Genomic DNA, 19,009 nt, shown 5'->3' on the forward strand with positions numbered 1-19,009 from the left:
CTCGCCTTTCGTGCCGGTCTCGGCGGGGGGGCCCCCCCCCCCGCGGGGGGGCGCGCCCCCCCACGGCCGTCCAGGGGTGGATCGCGCCGCCGCCCGGGGGCGGGGCTGTCGTCCGGGGTGGATCAGACGGTGGTGATCACGTCGTCGAAGTCCAGCCGCGGGGAGCGCGGGAACCAGGCGTCCTCGGTGGGACGGCCGATGTTGACGATCATCAGCGGGGTGTGGTCGTCGTCCAGGAACTCCTTCTGGACGGCGGCGGCGTCGTACCCGGTCATCGGGCCGGCGGCCAGACCGGCGGCGCGGACGCCGACGATGAAGTACGCGGCCTGGAGGGCGGCGTTCAGGGTCGCGGAGCCCTCACGGACCGGACGCTCGGCGAAGAAGGCGTCCTTGGCCTGCGGGAAGTGGGGGAGCAGCCGGGGCAGCTCCTCGTGGAACTCGTTGTCCGCGGCGAGGATGGCGACCAGGGGGGCCGTCGCGGTCTTGGGCTGGTTGCCCTCCGACATCAGCGGCACCAGACGCCCGCGCGCCTCGGCGGAGCGGACCAGGACGACCCGCAGCGGGGTCTGGTTGAAGGCCGTCGGGCCGAACTTGACCAGCTCGTAGATCGCCTTCACCTGCTCTTCGGTCACCGGCTCGTCGGTGAAGGCGTTGGCGGTACGGGCCTCGCGGAACAGGAGGTCCTGGGCTGCGGAGTCAAGGACGAGGGACATGGGGGCGCACCCTTCCAGGCGGGTTCGGTTGTATGCGGGTGCAACCGTAACCCAGTGCATTAAATTTCAACTAATTCGAGGAAGTGGCCCACCTCACAGCCGCGCGGGTGCCCCGGCCACGGTCCTCCGCGCCCGCTCTCCGTGCCCGGCTCTCCGCCCCGGGCGGTCACTCCGCCGGGGTGTCCCCGCCCTCCGGGCCCGCCACCGCCGCGTCCAGCCGGGCCCGCGCCCCCTCCAGCCAGTGGCGGCAGACCTTCGCCAGCTCCTCGCCCCGCTCCCAGAGGGCCAGCGACTCCTCCAGGGTGGTACCCCCCGCCTCCAGCCGGCGGACGACCTCGATCAGCTCGTCCCTCGCCTGCTCGTACCCGGGTGCGGTCTCTTCCGTCGCTTCCGTACCGGCGGTCATCCGTTCCACTCCTGTCGTGTCCTGTGCTGTCCCGCGCGCTGTCCCGCGCTGTTCCGTGCCGCGTTCCGTGTCGCTGCGGCCGATCCCCGCTGATCACGGGGGGCCCTGGTCATTCCGTCACCCGTACGGTGAACTCGCCGCGCGCCACCCGGGCCCGCAGCCCGTCGCCCCCGGCCACCTCGTCCGGGGAGCGCACCACGGCGCCGTCCGCGCGCTGGAGCACCGCGTACCCCCGCTCCAGGGTGGCGGCGGGGGAGAGCGAGACCACCCGCGCCCGGGTGTGCTCCAGCTCCGACTCCGCGCGGTCCAGCAGATGCCCGAGCACCCGGCGGCTCCGCGCCACCAGGGCGTCGATCTCCGCCTCCCGGTCCTCCACCATCCGGTGCGGACGCTCCATCGCCGGCCGGGCCAGGGCATGTGCCAGCCCCCGCTCCTCGCGCTCCAGGAGCGACCGGACCGTGCGCAGCGCCCGCGCCCGCAGCTGCCGCACCCGCTCCAGCTCCTCCCCGACATCCGGGACGACCCGCTTGGCGGCGTCCGTCGGGGTGGAGGCGCGCAGATCGGCCACCAGATCGAGGAGCGGGGTGTCCGGCTCATGGCCGATCGCCGAGACCACCGGCGTACGGCAGTCGGCGACCGCGCGGACCAGCTGCTCGTCCGAGAACGGCAGCAGATCCTCCACACTGCCGCCGCCGCGCGCCACGACGATCACGTCCACCTCCGGCAGGGCGTCCAGCTCCTGGACGGCGGCCACCACCTGGGGCACCGCGTGCACCCCCTGCACGGCGACATTGCGCACCTCGAAACGGACGGCGGGCCATCGCCGCCGCGCGTTCTCCAGGACATCGCGCTCGGCGGCGGAGGCCCGGCCGCAGACCAGACCGATCCGGTGCGGCAGGAAGGGGAGCGGCTTCTTCCGGTCGGCCGCGAAGAGGCCCTCGGCGGTCAGCGCCCGCTTCAGCCGCTCCAGCCGGGCCAGCAGCTCGCCCATGCCCACCAGCCGGATCTCCACGGCGCGCAGCGACAGCTGCCCCCGGGGCGCGTACCACTCCGGCTTGGCGTGCACCACGACCCGCGCGCCCTCGGAGACCGCGTCGGCCACCGCGTCGAACACCTGCCGGTAGCAGGTGACGGCGACCGAGATGTCGTACGACGGGTCCCGCAGGGTCAGAAAGACGACTCCCTGGCCGGGGCGCCGGGACAGCTGGGTGATCTGCCCCTCGACCCAGACCGCGCCGAGCCGGTCGATCCAGCCGCCGATGAGCCGGGACACCTCGCCGACCGGGAGGGGGGCGTCCGCGGACGTGTGGAGAGCCATACGGGCGAGCGTAACGGCCGGGTCCGACAATCCGTCCTCCGCACGGCGGGCCGCCCCCGGCTCCCCGTCCCCCGCACGGCGGGCCGCCCGGCCGTCGCCCGTAGGCGCTCCGCCCCAGCGGCGCTCAGCCCTTGCCCTCCTCCGGCCGCCCCGAGCGTCCCCAGAGCACCGCGAGCACCACCAGCCCCACGCCCAGCCAGATCACACCCACCACCTGGGCCGTGCCCGAGGCCGTGACGATCACCGCGACGAGGATCACCGCCCCCAGCAGCGGCGCCACCAGATGCCGCCCCCAGCGCGGCGGCCCCGCCATCCGGCGGACCACGAACCACCCGATCACGCTCATGTGCAGCAGCACAAAGGCGGTCAGCGCGCCGATGTCCACCACGGACACCAGCTGGTCGAGACCGTCCGCCCGCCGGGCCGCCCACACCGCCGCCACCAGATTCACCCCCGCCGCCAGCAGCAGCGCCGCCCGGGGCACCCCCGCGCCGGTCCGGGAGAGCGCGCGCGGCAGCCGTCGCTCCCGGGCCATCGCGAAGACCAGCCGCCCCGCCGCCGCCTGCCCCGCCAGCGCCGCGAAGGCCGCGCCGATCGCCTTGCTCACCGCGATCAGATCGTGCAGCCACGCCCCCACCGAGGCGTCCACCGCGTTGTAGAAGGCGGCCCCCTGCTCCGCTGGCCGGGCCGCCAGCTCCGCCGAGGACACCGGCTGGAGCAGCGCCACCAGATAGGTCTGCACCACGAACAGCGCCCCCGCCAGGAACAGACAGAGGAGCACCGCCCGTGCGACCTTCCGGGAGCCGCCCGTCACCTCCTCGGCGAAGGAGGCGATGGCGTCGAAGCCCAGATACGACAGCACCGCCACCGAGACCGCGCTGAACACCGCCGCCAGCGAGAAGGTGGTGTCCCCGGTGAACGGCGAGAGCCAGTCCCGCTGGGCCCCGTCCCGGACCAGGACGGCCACCGCCGACACCACGAACACCAGCAGCACCACGATCTCCATGGCCAGCACCGCGAAGCCCACCCGCGCGGCCGCCCGTACCCCCCAGAGGTTCAGCAGGGTGGTCACCACCACGGCGATCCCCGTCCACACCCAGCGGTCCACCCCCGGGACCAGCGCCTCCATGGCGATCCCGGAGAAGAGATAGGCGACCGCCGGGATGAGGAGGTAGTCCAGCAGCGCCATCCACCCCGCGATGAAGCCGGGGCCCTCGCCGAGCGCCTTGCGCGCGTACGCGAAGACCGAGCCCGCCTGGGGTGCCACCCGTACCATCTGGGCGTAGCTCAGCGCCGTGAACCCCATGGCGACCGTCGCCACCACATAGACCAGGGCCACCGCGCCGTGCGATTTCGCGTCGAGTGTGCCGAAGACCCCGACCGGGGCCATGGGTGCGATGAACAGCAGCCCGTACACCACCAGATCACGGAAGCCGAGGGAACGGCGCAGGCCCCCGCCCTCCGTACCCCGTCCGGCGGCGGGGCCCTCCGCGTCCGTGGTCATCCGGGCCTCCGTGCGTCGCGTACCACCATCAGTCTTCGCACGGCAGGTGATCTCCCGCCTCTTCTGGGCGGCCTTACGATGGGGGGCATGACTGCTACGCCTACCGCCCGTCGCGTCCTGCTCGCCGCCCCCCGTGGCTACTGCGCGGGAGTGGACCGCGCCGTCATCGCCGTGGAGAAGGCCCTGGAGCAGTACGGAGCGCCGGTCTACGTCCGCCATGAGATCGTCCACAACAAGTACGTCGTCCAGACGCTGGAGCGAAAGGGCGCGATCTTCGTCGAGGACACGGCGGAGGTCCCCGAGGGCTCGATCGTGATGTTCTCGGCCCATGGAGTGGCCCCGGTCGTCCACGAGGAGGCCGCCGGGCGCAAGCTGGCCACCATCGACGCCACCTGCCCCCTGGTGACCAAGGTCCACAAGGAGGCGGTCCGCTTCGCCAACGAGGACTACGACATCCTGCTGATCGGCCATGAGGGCCATGAGGAGGTCATCGGCACCTCCGGCGAGGCACCCGACCACATCACCCTGGTCGACGGCCCCGGTGATGTCGACAAGGTCGAGGTCCGCGACGAGTCCAAGGTCGTCTGGCTCTCCCAGACCACGCTCTCGGTGGACGAGACGATGGAGACGGTGGACCGGCTGAAGGAGAAGTTCCCGCAGCTGATCTCGCCGCCCAGCGACGACATCTGCTACGCCACCCAGAACCGCCAGATCGCCGTCAAGCAGATGGGCTCCGACGCCGACCTGGTGATCGTCGTCGGCTCCAAGAACTCCTCCAACTCGGTCCGTCTGGTCGAGGTCGCCCTCGGCGCGGGCGCCCGCGCCGCCCATCTGGTCGACTTCGCCGAGGAGATCGAGGAGAGCTGGCTGGAGGGCGTCTCCACGGTGGGGCTGACCTCGGGTGCCTCTGTTCCGGACATTCTCGTCGAGGGTGTCCTGGAGTGGCTCTCCCAGCGTGGTTTCGAGGATGTGGAGCTGGTGAAGGCGGCCGAGGAGTCGATCACCTTCTCGCTGCCGAAGGAGCTGCGGCGCGATCTGCGGGCCGAGGCCGCCGAGCTGGTGGCACGCGCGGAGGCGGTCGCCGCGGGCGCGACTCCCGCCGGGGGCTCCGCCGCGTAACGGCGGTATCGCCCCGGGAGGGGGCGGCTTTCGGCGCGTGACGGCGGGGAGCTGCCCTTACCGTATGGTCCATGAACCTGTTCGGAGTGGACATCGGTGGATCCGGTATCAAGGGCGCTCCCGTCGACCTTGACCGAGGCGATCTGACGCAGGAGCGTCACAAGGTACTGACCCCCCATCCGGCGACCCCGGAGGCCGTCGCGGACGGCGTCGCCGAGGTGGTGGGGCACTTCGGCTGGTCGGGCCCGGTCGGGATCACCTTCCCCGGCGTGGTGACCGGCGGTGTCACCCGTACCGCCGCCAATGTCGACAAGGGCTGGGTCGACCGGGACGCCGCGAGCCTGCTCTCCCAGCGCCTGGGCGGGGTCGAGGTCACCCTGCTCAACGACGCCGACGCGGCGGGCGTCGCCGAGATGACCTTCGGCGCGGGCCGGGGCCGCAAGGGCACCGTGATGATGCTGACCCTGGGCACCGGCATCGGCAGCGCGCTCTTCATCGACGGACGGCTGGTCCCCAACACGGAGCTGGGCCATCTGGAGCTGCACGGCCACGAGGCGGAGAAGCACGCCTCCACCAAGGCCAAGGAGGACCAGGAGCTGAGCTGGACCCACTGGGCCCGGCGGGTGCAGAAGTATCTGGCCCATCTGGAGATGCTGTTCTCGCCGGAGCTGTTCATCATCGGCGGCGGCGTCAGCCGGAAGGCCGACAAGTTCCTTCCGCACATCGAGGGCGTCCGGGCGGAGATCGTCCCCGCCGAGCTGCAGAACAACGCGGGGATCGTGGGCGCGGCGATGGCGGCGGCGTCCCGCTGACGCTTCGCGCCGTTCCGTACGCCTTGAGGCTGTGCGTGTTGTCTGTACGTCGTGAGGTCCTACGTCTTGATCTCTGCCCGTACTGACCTCTGCCTGTACGGGGGTCAGCGCCGAGGGGGCGGTGGCCCCGGGCGGGTCCTGCGGCGGCGCCGGGCCATGGCGCGGACCTTCCGTACGCAGGCGATCACCCCGGCGACCAGGGTCCCCCCGTACAACCACCCCGCGTGCACGGCGAGGGCGGTGACCACGGCCATGGTCCGGCCGCCGAGACCGCCCTCGCCGCCCGCGATGGGCACGATCCCGGCGGCGAAGGCGATGGGCACGCTGATGGGGGCGGTGACGATGTCCGCCTCCCGGACCCAGAGCGCGGTCAGTGCGCAGACCGGCAGGAAGAGGGCCCCGTACACCAGTGCGGAGCCATCGAGGAGCAGCCGGTCCAGGACGCCGATCACCACCATGGTCACGGTGGCGAGCAGCCCGCCGCCGAGACCGGTCAGCCGGGGGCCCGGCACCCCCCGGCGCGGTACGGCCACCGCGGGCGGCACGGGCCGCACGGGACGGCTCCCGGGCGGGGCACCAGGGCCGCCCCCGGGGCCGTCGGCGGCGGCGGCCGGGGACGGCAGCGGGTACCGCTGCCGCGGCCGGTTCTGAGGGCGACTGGTCCTGTGCTGCTCCACACGACCAACGTAGGGCGCGAGGGGGGAGGAATCAGGGACAGGACACGCCCTTGGCGTGAGCTTGGCCAAAGGTTCGACCGCGGCGTCCCGTCGCTGCCCCGCGCGCGCCGCCCGTAAACTGGGGGATCGGCCCCCGTACGGGCCCGACGCCGGCCCCCTCGGGCGGACCGGTCGCCCAGTCCGCCCCGGCCCGCCCCACTGGTCCCCACTCAGGAAGTCGCAACGTGTCGCTCACGATCGGAATCGTCGGTCTGCCCAATGTCGGCAAGTCGACCCTGTTCAACGCCCTGACCAAGAACGACGTGCTGGCGGCCAACTACCCGTTCGCCACCATCGAGCCCAATGTCGGTGTCGTCGGCGTCCCCGACGCACGGCTGGCCAAGCTGGCGGAGATCTTCGGCTCGCAGCGCATCCTCCCCGCGACGGTCGACTTCGTCGACATCGCCGGCATCGTGCGCGGCGCCAGCGAGGGCGAGGGCCTGGGGAACAAGTTCCTGGCGAACATCCGTGAGTCCGATGCGATCTGCCAGGTCATCCGGGCCTTCAAGGACGAGAACGTCGTCCATGTGGACGGCAAGGTCTCCCCGAAGGACGACATCGAGACCATCAACACCGAGCTGATCCTGGCGGACCTCCAGTCCGTCGAGAAGGCGATCCCCCGTCTGACGAAGGAATCCCGCCTCCAGAAGGAGAAGGTCGCCGTCCTCAAGGCGGTCGAGGCCGCCCAGGCACTGCTGGAGGCCGGCCAGCCCCTGTTCTCCGCGGGCATCACCAAGGGCACCGAGCAGGGTGACCTCCTCCATGAGCTGCACCTGCTGACCACCAAGCCCTTCCTCTATGTCTTCAATGTCGACGAGGACGAGCTGGTGGACGAGGAGTTCAAGGACGCCCAGCGCGCGCTGGTCGCCCCCGCCGAGGCGATCTTCCTCAACGCCAAGATCGAGTCCGAGCTGATCGAGCTGGACGACGAGGAGGCCCTGGAGCTGCTCCAGTCCATGGGCCAGGAGGAGCCCGGCCTCGCCACCCTCGGCCGCGTCGGCTTCGACACCCTGGGCCTCCAGACCTACCTCACCGCCGGCCCCAAGGAGACCCGCGCCTGGACCATCAAGAAGGGCGCGACGGCCCCCGAGGCCGCCGGTGTGATCCACACCGACTTCCAGAAGGGCTTCATCAAGGCCGAGGTCATCTCCTTCGGCGACCTGGTCGAGACCGGCTCGGTCGCGGAGGCCCGCGCCAAGGGCAAGGCGCGCATGGAGGGCAAGGACTATGTGATGCAGGACGGCGACGTGGTGGAGTTCCGCTTCAACGTCTAGTCGTGGGCGTGCCGTGCGTCGGGCTCTGAGCCGAACGCACACGTCGGAAGGGGCCGGGCTCGGTGGAGCCCGGCCCCTTCGTCGTCACCGTGCTGCTGGATGTTCCGATGTGTGGTCGGTGACGATCAGGTGCCGTAAACGGTTGACCGGTGTCCCACGTGAACAACCCAGACCACCAGTTCCCCGTTGTCGATCGTGTAGACGAGGCGGTAGTCGCCGACCCGCAGTCGGCGGCGGTCCGGCTGGGACACGAGTGCGGTCGTGTTGAGGCCGAGAGGGTCTGCCTCCAGCTCGGTCAGCTTGGCCAGGATGCGCAGCGCCACATCGCGAGGAATCTTCCGAAGCTCGGCCTGCGCCTCGGGGCGGAAGACGGTTCGGTACGCACTCACGCTGTGCTCATTCACCGCGGGCCAGCGTCTCCCTCATGATCTCTTCGATCGGGATGCCGGGTGCCGGGTTGGCCATGCGCTCGTCGATGATCCGGTTGATCTCGCGCTCTTCCCACTCCTGGTATTTGCGCAGCACCTCGATGGAGACGACGGCGGCGACTTCCTTGCCCCGGCGCGTGATCACGGTGGGCACGTCGTCGCGTTCGGCACGCTCCACGACCTCGGCGAGGTGTGCGCGCACATCGCGGATGGACTCTATGGGTAGCGGCTGTGTCATGCGCTCAAGCGTACCGAGTGTCCCATGTGTACACACCGGTGGAATGCGCAGTGATCCTTCGCTGCGTGCTGGATGTCGGCCACGGGCGCCGTGGATGTGCTCGGCCACCAGGGCCCCGGCATCTTGATCACGGCGGGAGCGTACGGGCGGAGTGAGTCATTCTCGGCCGAGGCCCGCTTGCATCTGTCCATCGCGGGACATTGGCCCGGGGAGGCGTCGGTCGGGAACCGCACACCGCTATGTGATCAGCGGCGGTACGGGTCACGGGCCGCGAGGTGTCTCTCTTCCCATACAGGTCAGCTCGGCCGCTCCCCCTACTACGCTTCCCGCGTGGACTCGGCTGCCGCTTGCATGGGACCCGCATCGGTGGCTGGAGACGGCCGCGCGACGTGGATCACGCCGCAGGCATCAGGGTTGGCGGCCCGCGTGACCGCCATGACACACCAGGAAGAAGAGCCTTGGCCCTCAAGAAGACAGATCTCTACAGCTCGCTCTGGAAGCGCTGCGACGAGCTGCGCGGCGGGATGGACGCCGGCCAGTACAAGGACTACATCCTCACGCTGCTCTTCGTGAAGTACGTCTCCGACAAGGCCAAGGCCGACCCTGACAGTCTCATCGATGTACCGCCCGGCGGTTCCTTCGACGACATGGTCGCCGCCAAGGGCGACAAGGAGATCGGCGACCGCTTCAACAAGATCATCAGCTCGCTGGCCGAAGCGAACGACCTGAGCAACGTCATCGACCTCGCCGACTTCAACGACGAGGAGAAGCTCGGCAAGGGCAAAGAGATCCAGGACCGGCTGTCCAAGCTGGTCACGATCTTCAGCGACCTTGACTTCCGAGGCTCCCGAGCCGAGGGCGACGATCTCCTCGGAGATGCCTACGAGTACCTCATGCGCCACTTCGCCACGGAGTCCGGCAAGAGCAAGGGCCAGTTCTATACCCCCGCCGAGGTGTCCCGTGTGCTGGCCAAGGTGGTCGGCATCACCAAGGACACCCGCCAGGACCAGACAGTCTACGACCCGACTTGTGGCTCCGGCTCGCTTCTCCTGAAGGTCGCTGCCGAGACATCACGCGGCATCACGATCTACGGTCAGGAGAAGGACAACGCCACGTGGGCGCTGTCCAAAATGAACATGATCCTGCACGGGAACGAGGACGCCGAGATCCTCAAGGGCGACACGATCGCCAGCCCTCAGCTCACCAACGGCAGCGCACTCCAGACGTTCGACTTCGCCGTCTCCAACCCGCCGTTCTCGGTCAAGTCCTGGAGCAACGGGCTGGAGCAGGAGTACGGCCGCTTCGAGTACGGCCGGCCGCCGGAGAAGAACGGCGACTACGCCTTCCTGCTGCACATCCTCACGTCACTCAAGAGCATGGGCAAGGCGGCGGTCATCCTCCCGCACGGAGTGCTCTTCCGCGGCAACGCCGAAGCAGACATCCGCCGGCGCTTGCTGAAGCGGGGATTCATCAAGGGCATCATCGGCCTCCCCACGAATCTCTTCTACGGGACCGGCATCCCTGCCTGCATCATCGTTCTGGATAAGGAGAACGCCGCCGACCGTACCGGCGTCTTCATGATCGACGCGTCCAAGGGCTTCATCAAGGACGGCAGCAAGAACCGCCTCCGCAGCCAGGACATCCACAAGATTGTCGACGTGTTCACGCGGCAGATCACGATCGACGGCTACTCGCGCATGGTCCCCCTGTCGGAGATCGCCGACCCGAAGAACGACTGCAACCTCAACATCCCTCGCTACATCGACTCCTCTGACCCCGAGGACATCCAGGACCTTCACGCACACCTGCACGGTGGCATCCCTGACCGCGATCTCGACGCTCTCAGCGCCTACTGGGATGCCTTCCCGCAGTTGCGGGACCAGCTGTTCCAGCCGAACCGTCCCGGCTACAGTGACCTGACCATCGATGTCAGCCAGGTTCAACAGGCGATCCTTGATTCCCCCGAGTTCCAGAAGTTCACCCAAGAGACCCGGGAGCTCACCACTGAGTGGTTCGACGCCCAGTGCGAGAGGCTGGAAGGGATCGACGGGACCACTCGGCCAAATGACCTCATCGCCGTCCTCGGTGACGACTTGTTGGCTCGTTTCAAGCGCATGCCTCTGCTGGACGAGTACGACGTCTACGAGCAGCTCATGACGTACTGGCACGACGTCATGCACGACGACGTCTTCATGGTCATGAACGACGGTTGGCTCGAAGCCGCCGAGCCTCGCGGGATCGTGGTGGACAAGGACCGAAAGCTCTCTGAGGCCCCCGACCTCGTGGTGGGTACGGGCCGCAGCGCCGACAAGTACAAGATGGACCTCCTTCCGCCGGAGCTGGTGGTCGGGCGCTACTTCTTCAAGGAGCGGACTGAGGTCGATGAGCTCATGGCCGCATGGGAGGAAGCCAGCCGTGTGGTCGAGGAGTACATCGAGGAGCACGCCGTCGAGGAGGGGCTACTGGAGGAGTCCATGGATGACGGCAAGATCAATAAGGTGCTCGCGTCGACCCGGCTCAAAGTCGCTCGGCGTGAAGGGGTGGACGCTGATGAGGTAGAGGCTCTCACGCATCTGATCAAGTTGTACAACGCAGAAACAGCGGCCAAGAAGGCCGCCAAAGATGCGGAGACGGCACTTCACCTGGCAACGCTGAAGAAGTACGGCGACCTCACGGATGCCGACGTGCGGATACTCGTCATGGATCACAAATGGCGAGCCACGATCACGATGCTCGTGGCCGCCGAGGCCGAGGAGCTCACTCTGGTCCTAGTGCGCCGGATCCAGGAACTTGGTGAACGGTACGCCGAGACGGTCGAGGACCTGGCGACCGAGCTTGCGAAGCTGGAGAGCCTCGTGGCGGGGCACCTCGCTGACATGGGGGTGAAATGACCGTGGCAGTCACACCACGGGACTGGCGTTCGGTGCCGGTATCCGAGCTCATCAGCATTGCACACGGGTTCGCCTTCAAGGGCGAATTCTTCTCCGAGTACGGAAGGGATGCGGTTACCACACCCGGAAACTTTCTGGAATCGGGTGGGTTTCGCTACACCGGGGCAAAGCAGCGCTATTACAGTGGCGCCATCCCGGAGGCCTACCGGCTCGACGCGGGAGATCTGATCGTCGCGATGACCGAGCAGTCCGAAGGGCTGCTCGGCAGTACGGCTTGGGTTCCGGACACGGGCAGTTGGCTGCATAATCAGCGAATCGGCCGTATTCGGGCCAAGTCCCGTTACGTTTCACTGAAATACTTGTACTGCGTGTTCAACTCATTCGAGTTTCGGAAGTCGGTTACCGAAACTGCCGCAGGCACCAAAGTTAAACACACGTCCCCCGCAAAGTTGGGCGAGATAAAGGTCCTGCTGCCGCCGAGAGGTGAGCAGGACAGGATCGCAGAATTTCACTCGGATGCGGACGAGTGCATCGCAGCCCTCGAACGCTTGATCACGAAGAAGCAAGCCATCAAGAAGGGGCTCATGCAGCAGCTTCTGACAGGGCGGACCAGGCTGTCTGGATTTTCTGGAGACTGGACGGACAGGAAAATCGGCGACTTTGCGCAGGTCCGTTCTGGTGGCACTCCATCGACCGCAGTCGACGCCTACTGGGGCGGCGAGATTCCGTGGATGAGTTCGGGAGAGGTTCACCAGAAGCAGATCCGTCGTGTCGTCGGGCGCATCACCCGGTTGGGGCTTCAGAAGTCAGCTGCTCAACTCATGCCGCCCGGTACTGTCCTCATTGCCCTCGCTGGGCAGGGAAAGACTCGCGGGACTGTCGCCTTCTCTAGAATCGAACTGGCGACGAACCAGTCCATCGCTGGTATTGGTCCAAGTGGCGAACACGACTCGGACTATTTGTACTACAACCTTGATTCGAGGTACTCGGAACTCCGGGGGGAATCCGCCGGTGACGGCGGTAGAGGTGGTCTCAACCTCGCAATCATCAAGCGTTTGTCAGTTTCGTTCCCAAGCCGAGAGGAGCAGGCCGCCATTGCGAGAGTGCTCCTTGATGTCGACTCCGAGCTGGAGGTGCTTCACGATCGTCGCGAGAAGGCCCGCGCTATTAAATGCGGCATGATGCAGGAGCTGCTCACGGGAAGGATCCGCCTGCCTTTCCAGGGGGAGGGTGACGAATGAGTGATGTTGGACAAGCTGAGCGCAAGGCACAGAAGCGGATTGTGCAGCTATTTCGGGAAAGGTTGCACTATCGCTTCCTGGGCAGCTGGGAGTACCGCACCGGTAACTCGAACATCGAGGTCGAGTTGTTGGAGGAAAACCTCCGTGCTCGAGGCTACGACAGTTCTCTCATCAGCAAAGCGATCGACCACCTGAAGAAGGCCGCCGCACTTGGTGGCGGTCGTGACTTGTACGAGGCGAATCGTGCGGTCTATGAGTTGTTGCGCTACGGGGTCAAGGTCAAGCCAGGTGCCGGCGAGCAGTACGAGACGATCTGGCTCATTGACTGGAACGACCCACAGGCCAACGACTTCGCCGTCGCCGAGGAGGTGACGATCGTCGGGCAGCGGACGAAGCGACCCGACATCGTGCTCTACGTCAACGGCCTGGCTCTGGCGACCCTGGAGCTCAAGCGCTCCCGTGTCGCCGTGAGCGAGGGTATCCGGCAGACCATCGGCAATCAGAAGCCTCAGTTCATCCGGTCGTTCTTCTCCACGGTCCAGCTCGTGCTCGCCGGCAACGATGTGGAGGGCCTGCGCTACGGCGTCATCGACACGCCTGAGAAGTACTGGTCGCAGTGGAAGGAGCCCTCCGACGTCGAGGAGCCCTTGGACCGTGCACTGCTCCAGATGTGCGGCAAGGAGCGGCTGCTTGAGCTGATTCATGACTTCACCGTCTTCGATTCCGGTGTCCGTAAGGCATGCCGTCCCAACCAGTACTTCGGCGTCAAGGCCGCACAGGGACGTATCGGTCGGCGTGCTGGCGGCATCATCTGGCACACCCAGGGTTCGGGGAAGTCGCTCACGATGGTGTGGTTGGCGAAGTGGATCCGGGAGAATCAGAAAGACGCGCGAGTCCTGCTGATCACCGATCGCACCGAGCTGGACGAGCAGATCGAGAAGGTCTTCAACGGCGTCAACGAGCAGATTTATCGCACCAGTAGTGGAGTGGACCTCCTGGACACTCTGAATAAATCCGCCGAGTGGCTCATCTGCTCTCTCGTGCACAAGTTCGGTAGCTCGGCGGCTGGTGGGGACGGATCCGAGGCCGGCAACGAGCTCATCAAGGAACTCAAGGCCAGGATACCCAAGGGCTTCAAGGCCAAGGGCAACATCTTCATCTTCGTCGACGAGGCCCACCGCACCCAGTCCGGCAAGATGCACGACGCGATGAAGGACCTGATGCCGGGCGCCATATTCATCGGGTTCACGGGAACGCCGCTGCTCAAGGCGGACAAGGCCACCAGCATGGAGACCTTCGGTTCGTTCATCCACACCTACAAGTTCGACGAGGCCGTTGAGGACGGCGTCGTGCTCGACCTCTGCTACGAAGCCCGTTCCATCGACCAGCACCTGACATCGCCAGCGCAAGTGGACAAGTGGTTCGAGGTCAAGACCCGGGGTATGACCGACCTGTCCAGGGCCGAGCTGAAGAAGCGCTGGGGCACGATACAAAAGGTCGTCTCCTCCGAGCCGCGGGCGAAACAGATCGTGCAGGACGTTCTGCTCGACATGGAGACCAAGCCCCGCCTGATGGATGGGCGCGGTAACGCCATGCTGGTAGGTGAGAGCATCTACCAGGCAGCCAAGTTCTACGAGCTGTTCTGCAACGCGGGCTTCCGCGGGAAGTGCGCCATCGTCACCAGTTACAGCCCGAGTCCAGGAGATATCTCCAAGGAGGACTCCGGCGCAGGTCAGACGGAGAAGCTGCGTCAATACGACATCTATCGAAGGATGCTCGCCGACCACTTCGGAGAGTCCGAAGACGCCGCCATGGCGAAGGTCGAGCAGTTCGAGAAAGAGGTCAAGCGGCAGTTTGTCGAGGAGCCTGGCCGGATGCGCCTGCTCATCGTGGTCGACAAGCTTCTGACAGGGTTCGACGCTCCGAGCGCCACGTACCTCTACATCGACAAGAAGATGAGCGACCACGGCCTGTTCCAGGCAATCTGCCGGGTCAACCGACTTGACGGAGACGACAAGGAATTCGGCTGCATCGTCGACTACCGGGACCTGTTCAACTCCCTCCAGGACGCCGTCACCGACTACACCTCGGGTGTACTCGATGGGTATGAGTCGCAGGACATCGAGGGCCTGCTGACAGACCGGATCGGTAAAGCGCGAGAGGCTCTCGATGAAGCACTGGAACGAATCCGGGCGCTGTGTGCGGCGGTCGCGCAGCCCCGGAACACGCTCCAGTACCAGCAGTGTTTCTGTGCAGCCGATCCTGGCAACGCCGAGCAGCTCAAGGCCAACGAGCCCAAGCGTATCGAGCTCTACAAGGCTGTCGCCGCGGTAACGCGGGCCTTCGCCAACCTGGCCAACGACATGGAAGCCGCCGGATACACCAGCCAGGAGGCCGAGGACATCCGAGCTGAGATCCGGCATTACACGGATGTCCGCGGCGAGGTGAAACTCGGAGCCGGCGAGGACGTCGACTTCAAGCAGTATGAGGCCGGCATGCGGTTCCTCCTGGACACCTACATCCAGGCAGATGCGTCCGAGACCGTGTCCAACTTCGAGGAGGCTGGTCTCGTCCAGCTCATCGTCGAACTGGGCGCCGGGGCCCTCGACAAGCTACCGAAGGGGATCAAGAGCAGCCCTGAAGCCGTCGCCGAGACGGTCGCCAACAACATGCGCAAGCTGATCATCGAAGAGCATGCGACGAACCCGAAGTACTTCGACAAGATGTCGGAGCTGCTCGACGCCATAATCGAGGAGCGGCGCCGGGGCGCGATCGAGTACCAGGCCTACCTCGCCAAACTGCTGGAGACTGCCGCGCAGCTCGGCAGAGGAGACTCCGACGACACGTACAAATACCCGGCCTGGGCCAACAACGGGGCGAAGCGGGCCCTGGTCGACTTCTTCCTTCCTGATGAGCGTCTGGCTGTCGAGGCCGACACCGCGGTGCTCCACTGCAAGCCGCATGCATGGGTCGGGAACCCGCTGAGGGAGCGGAAAGTTCGGAACGCGCTGAAGCGAGCGCTGCCCGACGATTTCGACCGGCTTGATGAGCTTCTCGAACTGGTGAAGGCAAGGCATGAGTACCACTAGCGCCCGTCTCGCTGTCCGGGGCATGAAAGTCCACGTGGTCTACAAGGACATCAAGAACCTGCACATCGGCGTTTGCCCCCTAGGGCGCGTCCGGCCGGCCGCGCCTCAGTAGCTGGATGACGATCAGATCCACCTGGCCGTCATCCAGCGGTTGCCGTGGATCAAGCCTCCGGAATGCGGTCCAGGTCCTCCGCGAACCAGCCTTCCGCGCGGGGCGGGCGCATCCAGTCGGGTGGTGCGGTCATGGGACAACCTTAGCGATGACGGCCGTCACGCGGGCGTGCCCGAACCCCTTGTCCGTGAGGGTGGCGATGGCCTCGGCGGGGATGATTCCCGGGGTACCCGGGCTTCGGGACCCGTCGGTTTATACGATTCCCGTTCGGCTCGGTACTTCCGACGAGGAGCGGCGCACCCGTGGAACCATCGCAGTACGGCGGCCAGTGGCCCGACCGGCCCGGCCCGCAGGGCGCGTCGCACCCGCATCCGGCGTACCGGCCGTACCACGGGTACCCGGGCGGGCCCGGGGGGCCCGGGTACTCGCCGGCGCCGCCGGGGCCGCCCCCGACCAATGGGTTCTCCGTCGCGTCGCTGGTGGCGGGGGTCGTCTGCTGTCTTCCCCCGCTGGGGCTCGTCCTCGGGATCATCGCCCTCGTCCAGATCCGCAGGCGGCGGGAGCAGGGCACCGGCATGGCCGTCGCGGGTACGGTCCTCTCCGCCCTCAGCACCCTGCTGACCCTTGTCCTGCTGGTCACCGGGGGAGCGGCCGAGCTGTGGCGCGGGGCCCAGGAGGGGATGGAGGCGGCGGGCCGCTCCCAGAGCACCCTCGATCTCGCCGAGGGCGACTGCCTCAATCTGCCGGGGGACGGGCCCCTCGGCGAGGGGGACGCCTACGCCGTGGACGTGGTGGAGTGCGAGAAGGGGCATGAGGCCGAGATCACCGGCTCGTTCCGGCTGGTCGGATACGACCGCTTCCCCGGCGACGACCGGATCGAGCCGCTGGCCGAGCGGCGCTGCGAGGAGATCAACTGGATGTACGCCCGGGACGAGTGGCTGGTCCAGGGGCGGATGGAGCTGTACTACTACGCGCCCACCAAGGGCAGCTGGGCCACCGGCGACTCCACGGTCACCTGTGCCTTCGCCACCGTGGACGGCAGCAGGACCCGGGGCACGATCCGGCGTGACCCCAGTAATCTCACGGCTCTTCCGCTGGCCTATCTGACGGCGGAGACCAAGGCGTTCCTCACCGGTGCCGACATCCCCCCGGAGGAGTTCACCGAGGCCCCGGGCGCCCATCGCACCTGGGCCCGTGAGTCGTCCAAGGTCTTTGACGAGCAGATACGGGCGCTGCGCGCGTACGCCTGGCCGAAGGCGCTCGCCGGGCCGGTGGAGCGGCGCGCGAAGGAGCTGGAGCGCGCCGGGCGCGCCTGGGACCGGGCCGCGCGGGCCCGGGACGAGGAGATCTTCTGGACCGAGATCGCCACCGTCGAGGAGGTCCTGGCGGACGGCCCCACCGAGGTGGAGATACGCCGGCTGCTGAAGCTCCCGTCGGTCCCGCCGGAGCGGCCGGACGACGGGGATACGGGTGATGAGGGCGAGGACGTCTGAGCGCGGCGCCCCAGGGCCGGCACGGGAAAGAGGCCGGTGTTCCCTGGGCCACCGACAGCCCTGGGAACACCGGCCCCGGCCGGTGCGGGAGCCGGGCGCCCCGCCCCCTGTTCGGGGCGCCCGACCCTCCGTTCCTGAAAAGACGAGCTAGCGCTTCAGCCCGCGTGCCACGGCCTTGACCAGCTCGCCCTCGTCCGTGTCACCGTCCAGCGACCAGAACATCGCCCCGCCCAGACCCCGGGCGCGGATGTAGTCGGTCTTGGCGTTCAGCACCTTGGCGTCGTCGTACGTCCACAGGGTCGTCCCGTCGAACAGCCAGGCCTGGCCGTACTTCCGGTGGATCTTGTACTTCCCGGACTCGGCCAGCCCCTTCAGGACCTTGTAGTCCTCGAAACCGGCCTGGTGGACCGCCGGGGCGGGCCGCTGCGCGGGCTGGCCCATGCCGTCCCCGCCGCCGGAGACCCCCGTCCAGCCCTGGCCGTAGAAGGGCATCCCGACCACGAGCTTGTGCGCCGGGGCGCCGCGCTTCAGCCAGTCGCTCACCGTCTGGTGGACGCTGAAGTCGTTCCGGGCGAAGAGCGCCGACTGCTGGGCGGTGGTCTTCTCGCCCGAGACATGGAAGTCGTACCCCTGGAGGTTGACCCAGTCGAAGTCCTTCATGATCTTGCGGACCTCGAAGCCCGCGTCGATCTTGGCGGGGGCGGTGGGCACAAAGGCCGAGAGGTCGTACCGCTTGGGCTTGCTGCCCGTCCGCTTGGCCTCGCTCCGGGAGTACGCGTCGAGCTGGGTACGGAACTCCTTGACCAGCGCGGTGAAGTTCTTCTTGTCCTCGGGGGTGTACGGGGTGTCGTCCTCGCCCGCCGAACCGGGCCACTCCCAGTCGATGTCGATACCGTCGAAGACCCCGGCCGCCGCGCCCTGGCCGCCGCGCGACCCGTCCACGGGCAGATTGCCCTTGATGTAGATGTCGATGCAGGAGGCGGCGAGCGACTTCCGCTTGGCGGCGGTGTTGGCCGCCGCGGAGAAGTGCGTGGACCAGGTCCAGCCGCCCAGCGAGATCAGGTTCCGCAGACCCGGGTTCTCCGCCTTCAACTCGCGGAGCTGGTTGAAGTTGCCCGCGAGCGGCTGGTCCCAGGTGTCGCCCACACCGTCGACGGAGCCCGCCGCGTCCACCGGGCGGACATAGTCGGCCCAGGGGTCGGCCTCGCCGGCCGGTCCGGTGATGAAGCACTTGCCGTCCGGGCTGACATTGGCGAACGCGTAGTTGATATGCGTCAGCTTGGCCGCCTGGCCACTGGTCTGAAGGTTCTTCACATGGTAGTTACGGCCGTAGATGCCCCACTGGCTGAAGTAGCCGACGCTCTTGTACGAGCGCTTGTGGTCGTCGTCGTCATCGTCGCCGTGCCGGTCGGCGGAGACGGCGCGTTCCGCCACCACCGGGACGGCGGCCCGGGTGTCCGCCGTGGCGGCGGGGGCGACGGTGGCGATCAGGGCGAGCGACCCGGCGGCGACCGTCGTACGGACAAGGGTTCTTCGACGCATGGGACTCATTCCTCTGTCCTCTGGGCACCCCGGAGTGCGGCGACACCGGGGCGGTTCCGTGAACGGGGCGTCGTGCAGTGAGAGGACCGTATTGGTCTGGACCATTGAGGTCA

General features: G+C 67.5%; 15 protein-coding genes and 1 pseudogene. 7 read left to right on the plus strand and 9 right to left on the minus strand.

The window, feature by feature from the left end; translation table 11 throughout:
* Nucleotides 1-122: 122 nt before the first annotated feature.
* The 4 genes from ABT354_RS07275 to ABT354_RS07290 form a co-directional block, all read right to left on the minus strand.
* Nucleotides 123-713, minus strand: coding sequence for a malonic semialdehyde reductase (locus ABT354_RS07275; protein ID WP_351490216.1), 591 nt, complete (start codon nt 711-713; stop codon nt 123-125).
* Nucleotides 714-879: 166 nt separating this feature from the next.
* A complete protein-coding gene (locus tag ABT354_RS07280; protein ID WP_351490219.1) occupies nt 880-1,119 on the minus strand; it encodes an exodeoxyribonuclease VII small subunit in 240 nt (79 codons plus the stop codon).
* Between the two features lie 109 nt (nt 1,120-1,228).
* The gene (gene xseA, locus ABT354_RS07285) at nt 1,229-2,437 is read right to left on the minus strand and encodes an exodeoxyribonuclease VII large subunit (protein ID WP_351490221.1); all 1,209 of its coding nucleotides are present in this window, start codon (nt 2,435-2,437) and stop codon (nt 1,229-1,231) included.
* 124 nt (nt 2,438-2,561) lie between these two features.
* Nucleotides 2,562-3,941: an APC family permease gene (locus tag ABT354_RS07290; protein ID WP_351490223.1), complete on the minus strand. Its 1,380-nt coding sequence runs from the start codon at nt 3,939-3,941 to the stop codon at nt 2,562-2,564.
* 87 nt (nt 3,942-4,028) lie between these two features.
* Between ABT354_RS07290 and ABT354_RS07295 the strand changes: the two genes are divergently transcribed.
* Both ABT354_RS07295 and ppgK read left to right on the plus strand, forming a co-directional pair.
* Nucleotides 4,029-5,060, plus strand: coding sequence for a 4-hydroxy-3-methylbut-2-enyl diphosphate reductase (locus tag ABT354_RS07295; protein ID WP_351490226.1), 1,032 nt, complete (start codon nt 4,029-4,031; stop codon nt 5,058-5,060).
* Nucleotides 5,061-5,131: 71 nt separating this feature from the next.
* Complete coding sequence (gene ppgK, locus ABT354_RS07300; protein WP_351490229.1) at nt 5,132-5,872, plus strand: polyphosphate--glucose phosphotransferase; 741 nt, start codon at nt 5,132-5,134, stop codon at nt 5,870-5,872.
* 104 nt (nt 5,873-5,976) lie between these two features.
* Here the strand turns inward: ppgK and ABT354_RS07305 are convergent, their stop codons facing one another.
* Entirely contained in the window at nt 5,977-6,549 is a 573-nt protein-coding gene (locus tag ABT354_RS07305; RefSeq protein WP_502983352.1) for a DUF6542 domain-containing protein, read from the minus strand.
* A gap of 224 nt (nt 6,550-6,773) precedes the next feature.
* Between ABT354_RS07305 and ychF the strand changes: the two genes are divergently transcribed.
* A complete protein-coding gene (ychF, locus tag ABT354_RS07310) occupies nt 6,774-7,862 on the plus strand; it encodes a redox-regulated ATPase YchF (protein ID WP_351490232.1) in 1,089 nt (362 codons plus the stop codon).
* 125 nt (nt 7,863-7,987) lie between these two features.
* Here the strand turns inward: ychF and ABT354_RS07315 are convergent, their stop codons facing one another.
* Together ABT354_RS07315 and ABT354_RS07320 are read right to left on the minus strand one after the other, a co-directional pair.
* On the minus strand, nt 7,988-8,251 hold the full coding sequence (locus ABT354_RS07315; RefSeq protein ID WP_351490235.1) for a type II toxin-antitoxin system RelE family toxin: 264 nt from the start codon (nt 8,249-8,251) through the stop codon (nt 7,988-7,990).
* Nucleotides 8,252-8,258: 7 nt separating this feature from the next.
* Entirely contained in the window at nt 8,259-8,528 is a 270-nt protein-coding gene (locus ABT354_RS07320) for a type II toxin-antitoxin system Phd/YefM family antitoxin (protein WP_351490238.1), read from the minus strand.
* A 458-nt stretch (nt 8,529-8,986) separates the two neighbouring features.
* Between ABT354_RS07320 and ABT354_RS07325 the strand changes: the two genes are divergently transcribed.
* From ABT354_RS07325 to ABT354_RS07335, 3 genes are read left to right on the plus strand one after another with little or no spacing between them, the layout of a single operon-like run.
* Nucleotides 8,987-11,419, plus strand: a complete 2,433-nt coding sequence (locus ABT354_RS07325) for a type I restriction-modification system subunit M (protein WP_351490241.1) — start codon at nt 8,987-8,989, stop codon at nt 11,417-11,419.
* On the plus strand, nt 11,416-12,660 hold the full coding sequence (locus tag ABT354_RS07330) for a restriction endonuclease subunit S (protein ID WP_351490244.1): 1,245 nt from the start codon (nt 11,416-11,418) through the stop codon (nt 12,658-12,660). The genes ABT354_RS07325 and ABT354_RS07330 overlap by 4 nt, the downstream gene beginning before the upstream one ends.
* The gene (locus ABT354_RS07335) at nt 12,657-15,749 is read left to right on the plus strand and encodes a type I restriction endonuclease subunit R (protein ID WP_351490247.1); all 3,093 of its coding nucleotides are present in this window, start codon (nt 12,657-12,659) and stop codon (nt 15,747-15,749) included. Before ABT354_RS07330 ends, ABT354_RS07335 begins: the two co-directional genes overlap by 4 nt.
* 164 nt (nt 15,750-15,913) lie before the next feature.
* Here ABT354_RS07335 and ABT354_RS07340 read toward each other — a convergent pair.
* A pseudogene (locus ABT354_RS07340) lies at nt 15,914-15,994 on the minus strand (Uma2 family endonuclease); the annotation flags it as partial.
* Nucleotides 15,995-16,163: 169 nt separating this feature from the next.
* Between ABT354_RS07340 and ABT354_RS07345 the strand changes: the two are divergent.
* Nucleotides 16,164-17,354 (plus strand): DUF4190 domain-containing protein, encoded by a 1,191-nt coding sequence (locus ABT354_RS07345; RefSeq protein ID WP_351490250.1) that lies wholly within the window; start codon nt 16,164-16,166, stop codon nt 17,352-17,354.
* 147 nt (nt 17,355-17,501) lie between these two features.
* On the opposite strand, the gene ABT354_RS07350 is transcribed toward ABT354_RS07345, so the two are convergent.
* Nucleotides 17,502-18,896 carry a glycoside hydrolase family 18 protein gene (locus ABT354_RS07350; RefSeq protein WP_351490253.1) on the minus strand — a complete coding sequence of 465 codons (1,395 nt, stop codon included), beginning with the start codon at nt 18,894-18,896 and terminating at the stop codon, nt 17,502-17,504.
* Nucleotides 18,897-19,009 lie beyond the last annotated feature (113 nt).

Source organism: Streptomyces sp. NPDC000594, assembly GCF_040299965.1.
GTDB lineage: Bacteria > Actinomycetota > Actinomycetes > Streptomycetales > Streptomycetaceae > Streptomyces.

Excerpts from the sequence above, each read along its gene's own strand:
- ABT354_RS07275 (WP_351490216.1), bottom strand. The coding sequence starts at position 713 with ATGTCCCTCGTCCTTGACTCCGCAGCCCAGGACCTCCTGTTCCGCGAG.
- ABT354_RS07280 (WP_351490219.1), bottom strand. The coding sequence starts at position 1,119 with ATGACCGCCGGTACGGAAGCGACGGAAGAGACCGCACCCGGGTACGAG.
- xseA (WP_351490221.1), bottom strand. The coding sequence starts at position 2,437 with ATGGCTCTCCACACGTCCGCGGACGCCCCCCTCCCGGTCGGCGAGGTG.
- ABT354_RS07290 (WP_351490223.1), bottom strand. The coding sequence starts at position 3,941 with ATGACCACGGACGCGGAGGGCCCCGCCGCCGGACGGGGTACGGAGGGC.
- ABT354_RS07295 (WP_351490226.1), top strand. The coding sequence starts at position 4,029 with ATGACTGCTACGCCTACCGCCCGTCGCGTCCTGCTCGCCGCCCCCCGT.
- ppgK (WP_351490229.1), top strand. The coding sequence starts at position 5,132 with ATGAACCTGTTCGGAGTGGACATCGGTGGATCCGGTATCAAGGGCGCT.
- ABT354_RS07320 (WP_351490238.1), bottom strand. The coding sequence starts at position 8,528 with ATGACACAGCCGCTACCCATAGAGTCCATCCGCGATGTGCGCGCACAC.
- ABT354_RS07330 (WP_351490244.1), top strand. The coding sequence starts at position 11,416 with ATGACCGTGGCAGTCACACCACGGGACTGGCGTTCGGTGCCGGTATCC.
- ABT354_RS07335 (WP_351490247.1), top strand. The coding sequence starts at position 12,657 with ATGAGTGATGTTGGACAAGCTGAGCGCAAGGCACAGAAGCGGATTGTG.
- ABT354_RS07350 (WP_351490253.1), bottom strand. The coding sequence starts at position 18,896 with ATGCGTCGAAGAACCCTTGTCCGTACGACGGTCGCCGCCGGGTCGCTC.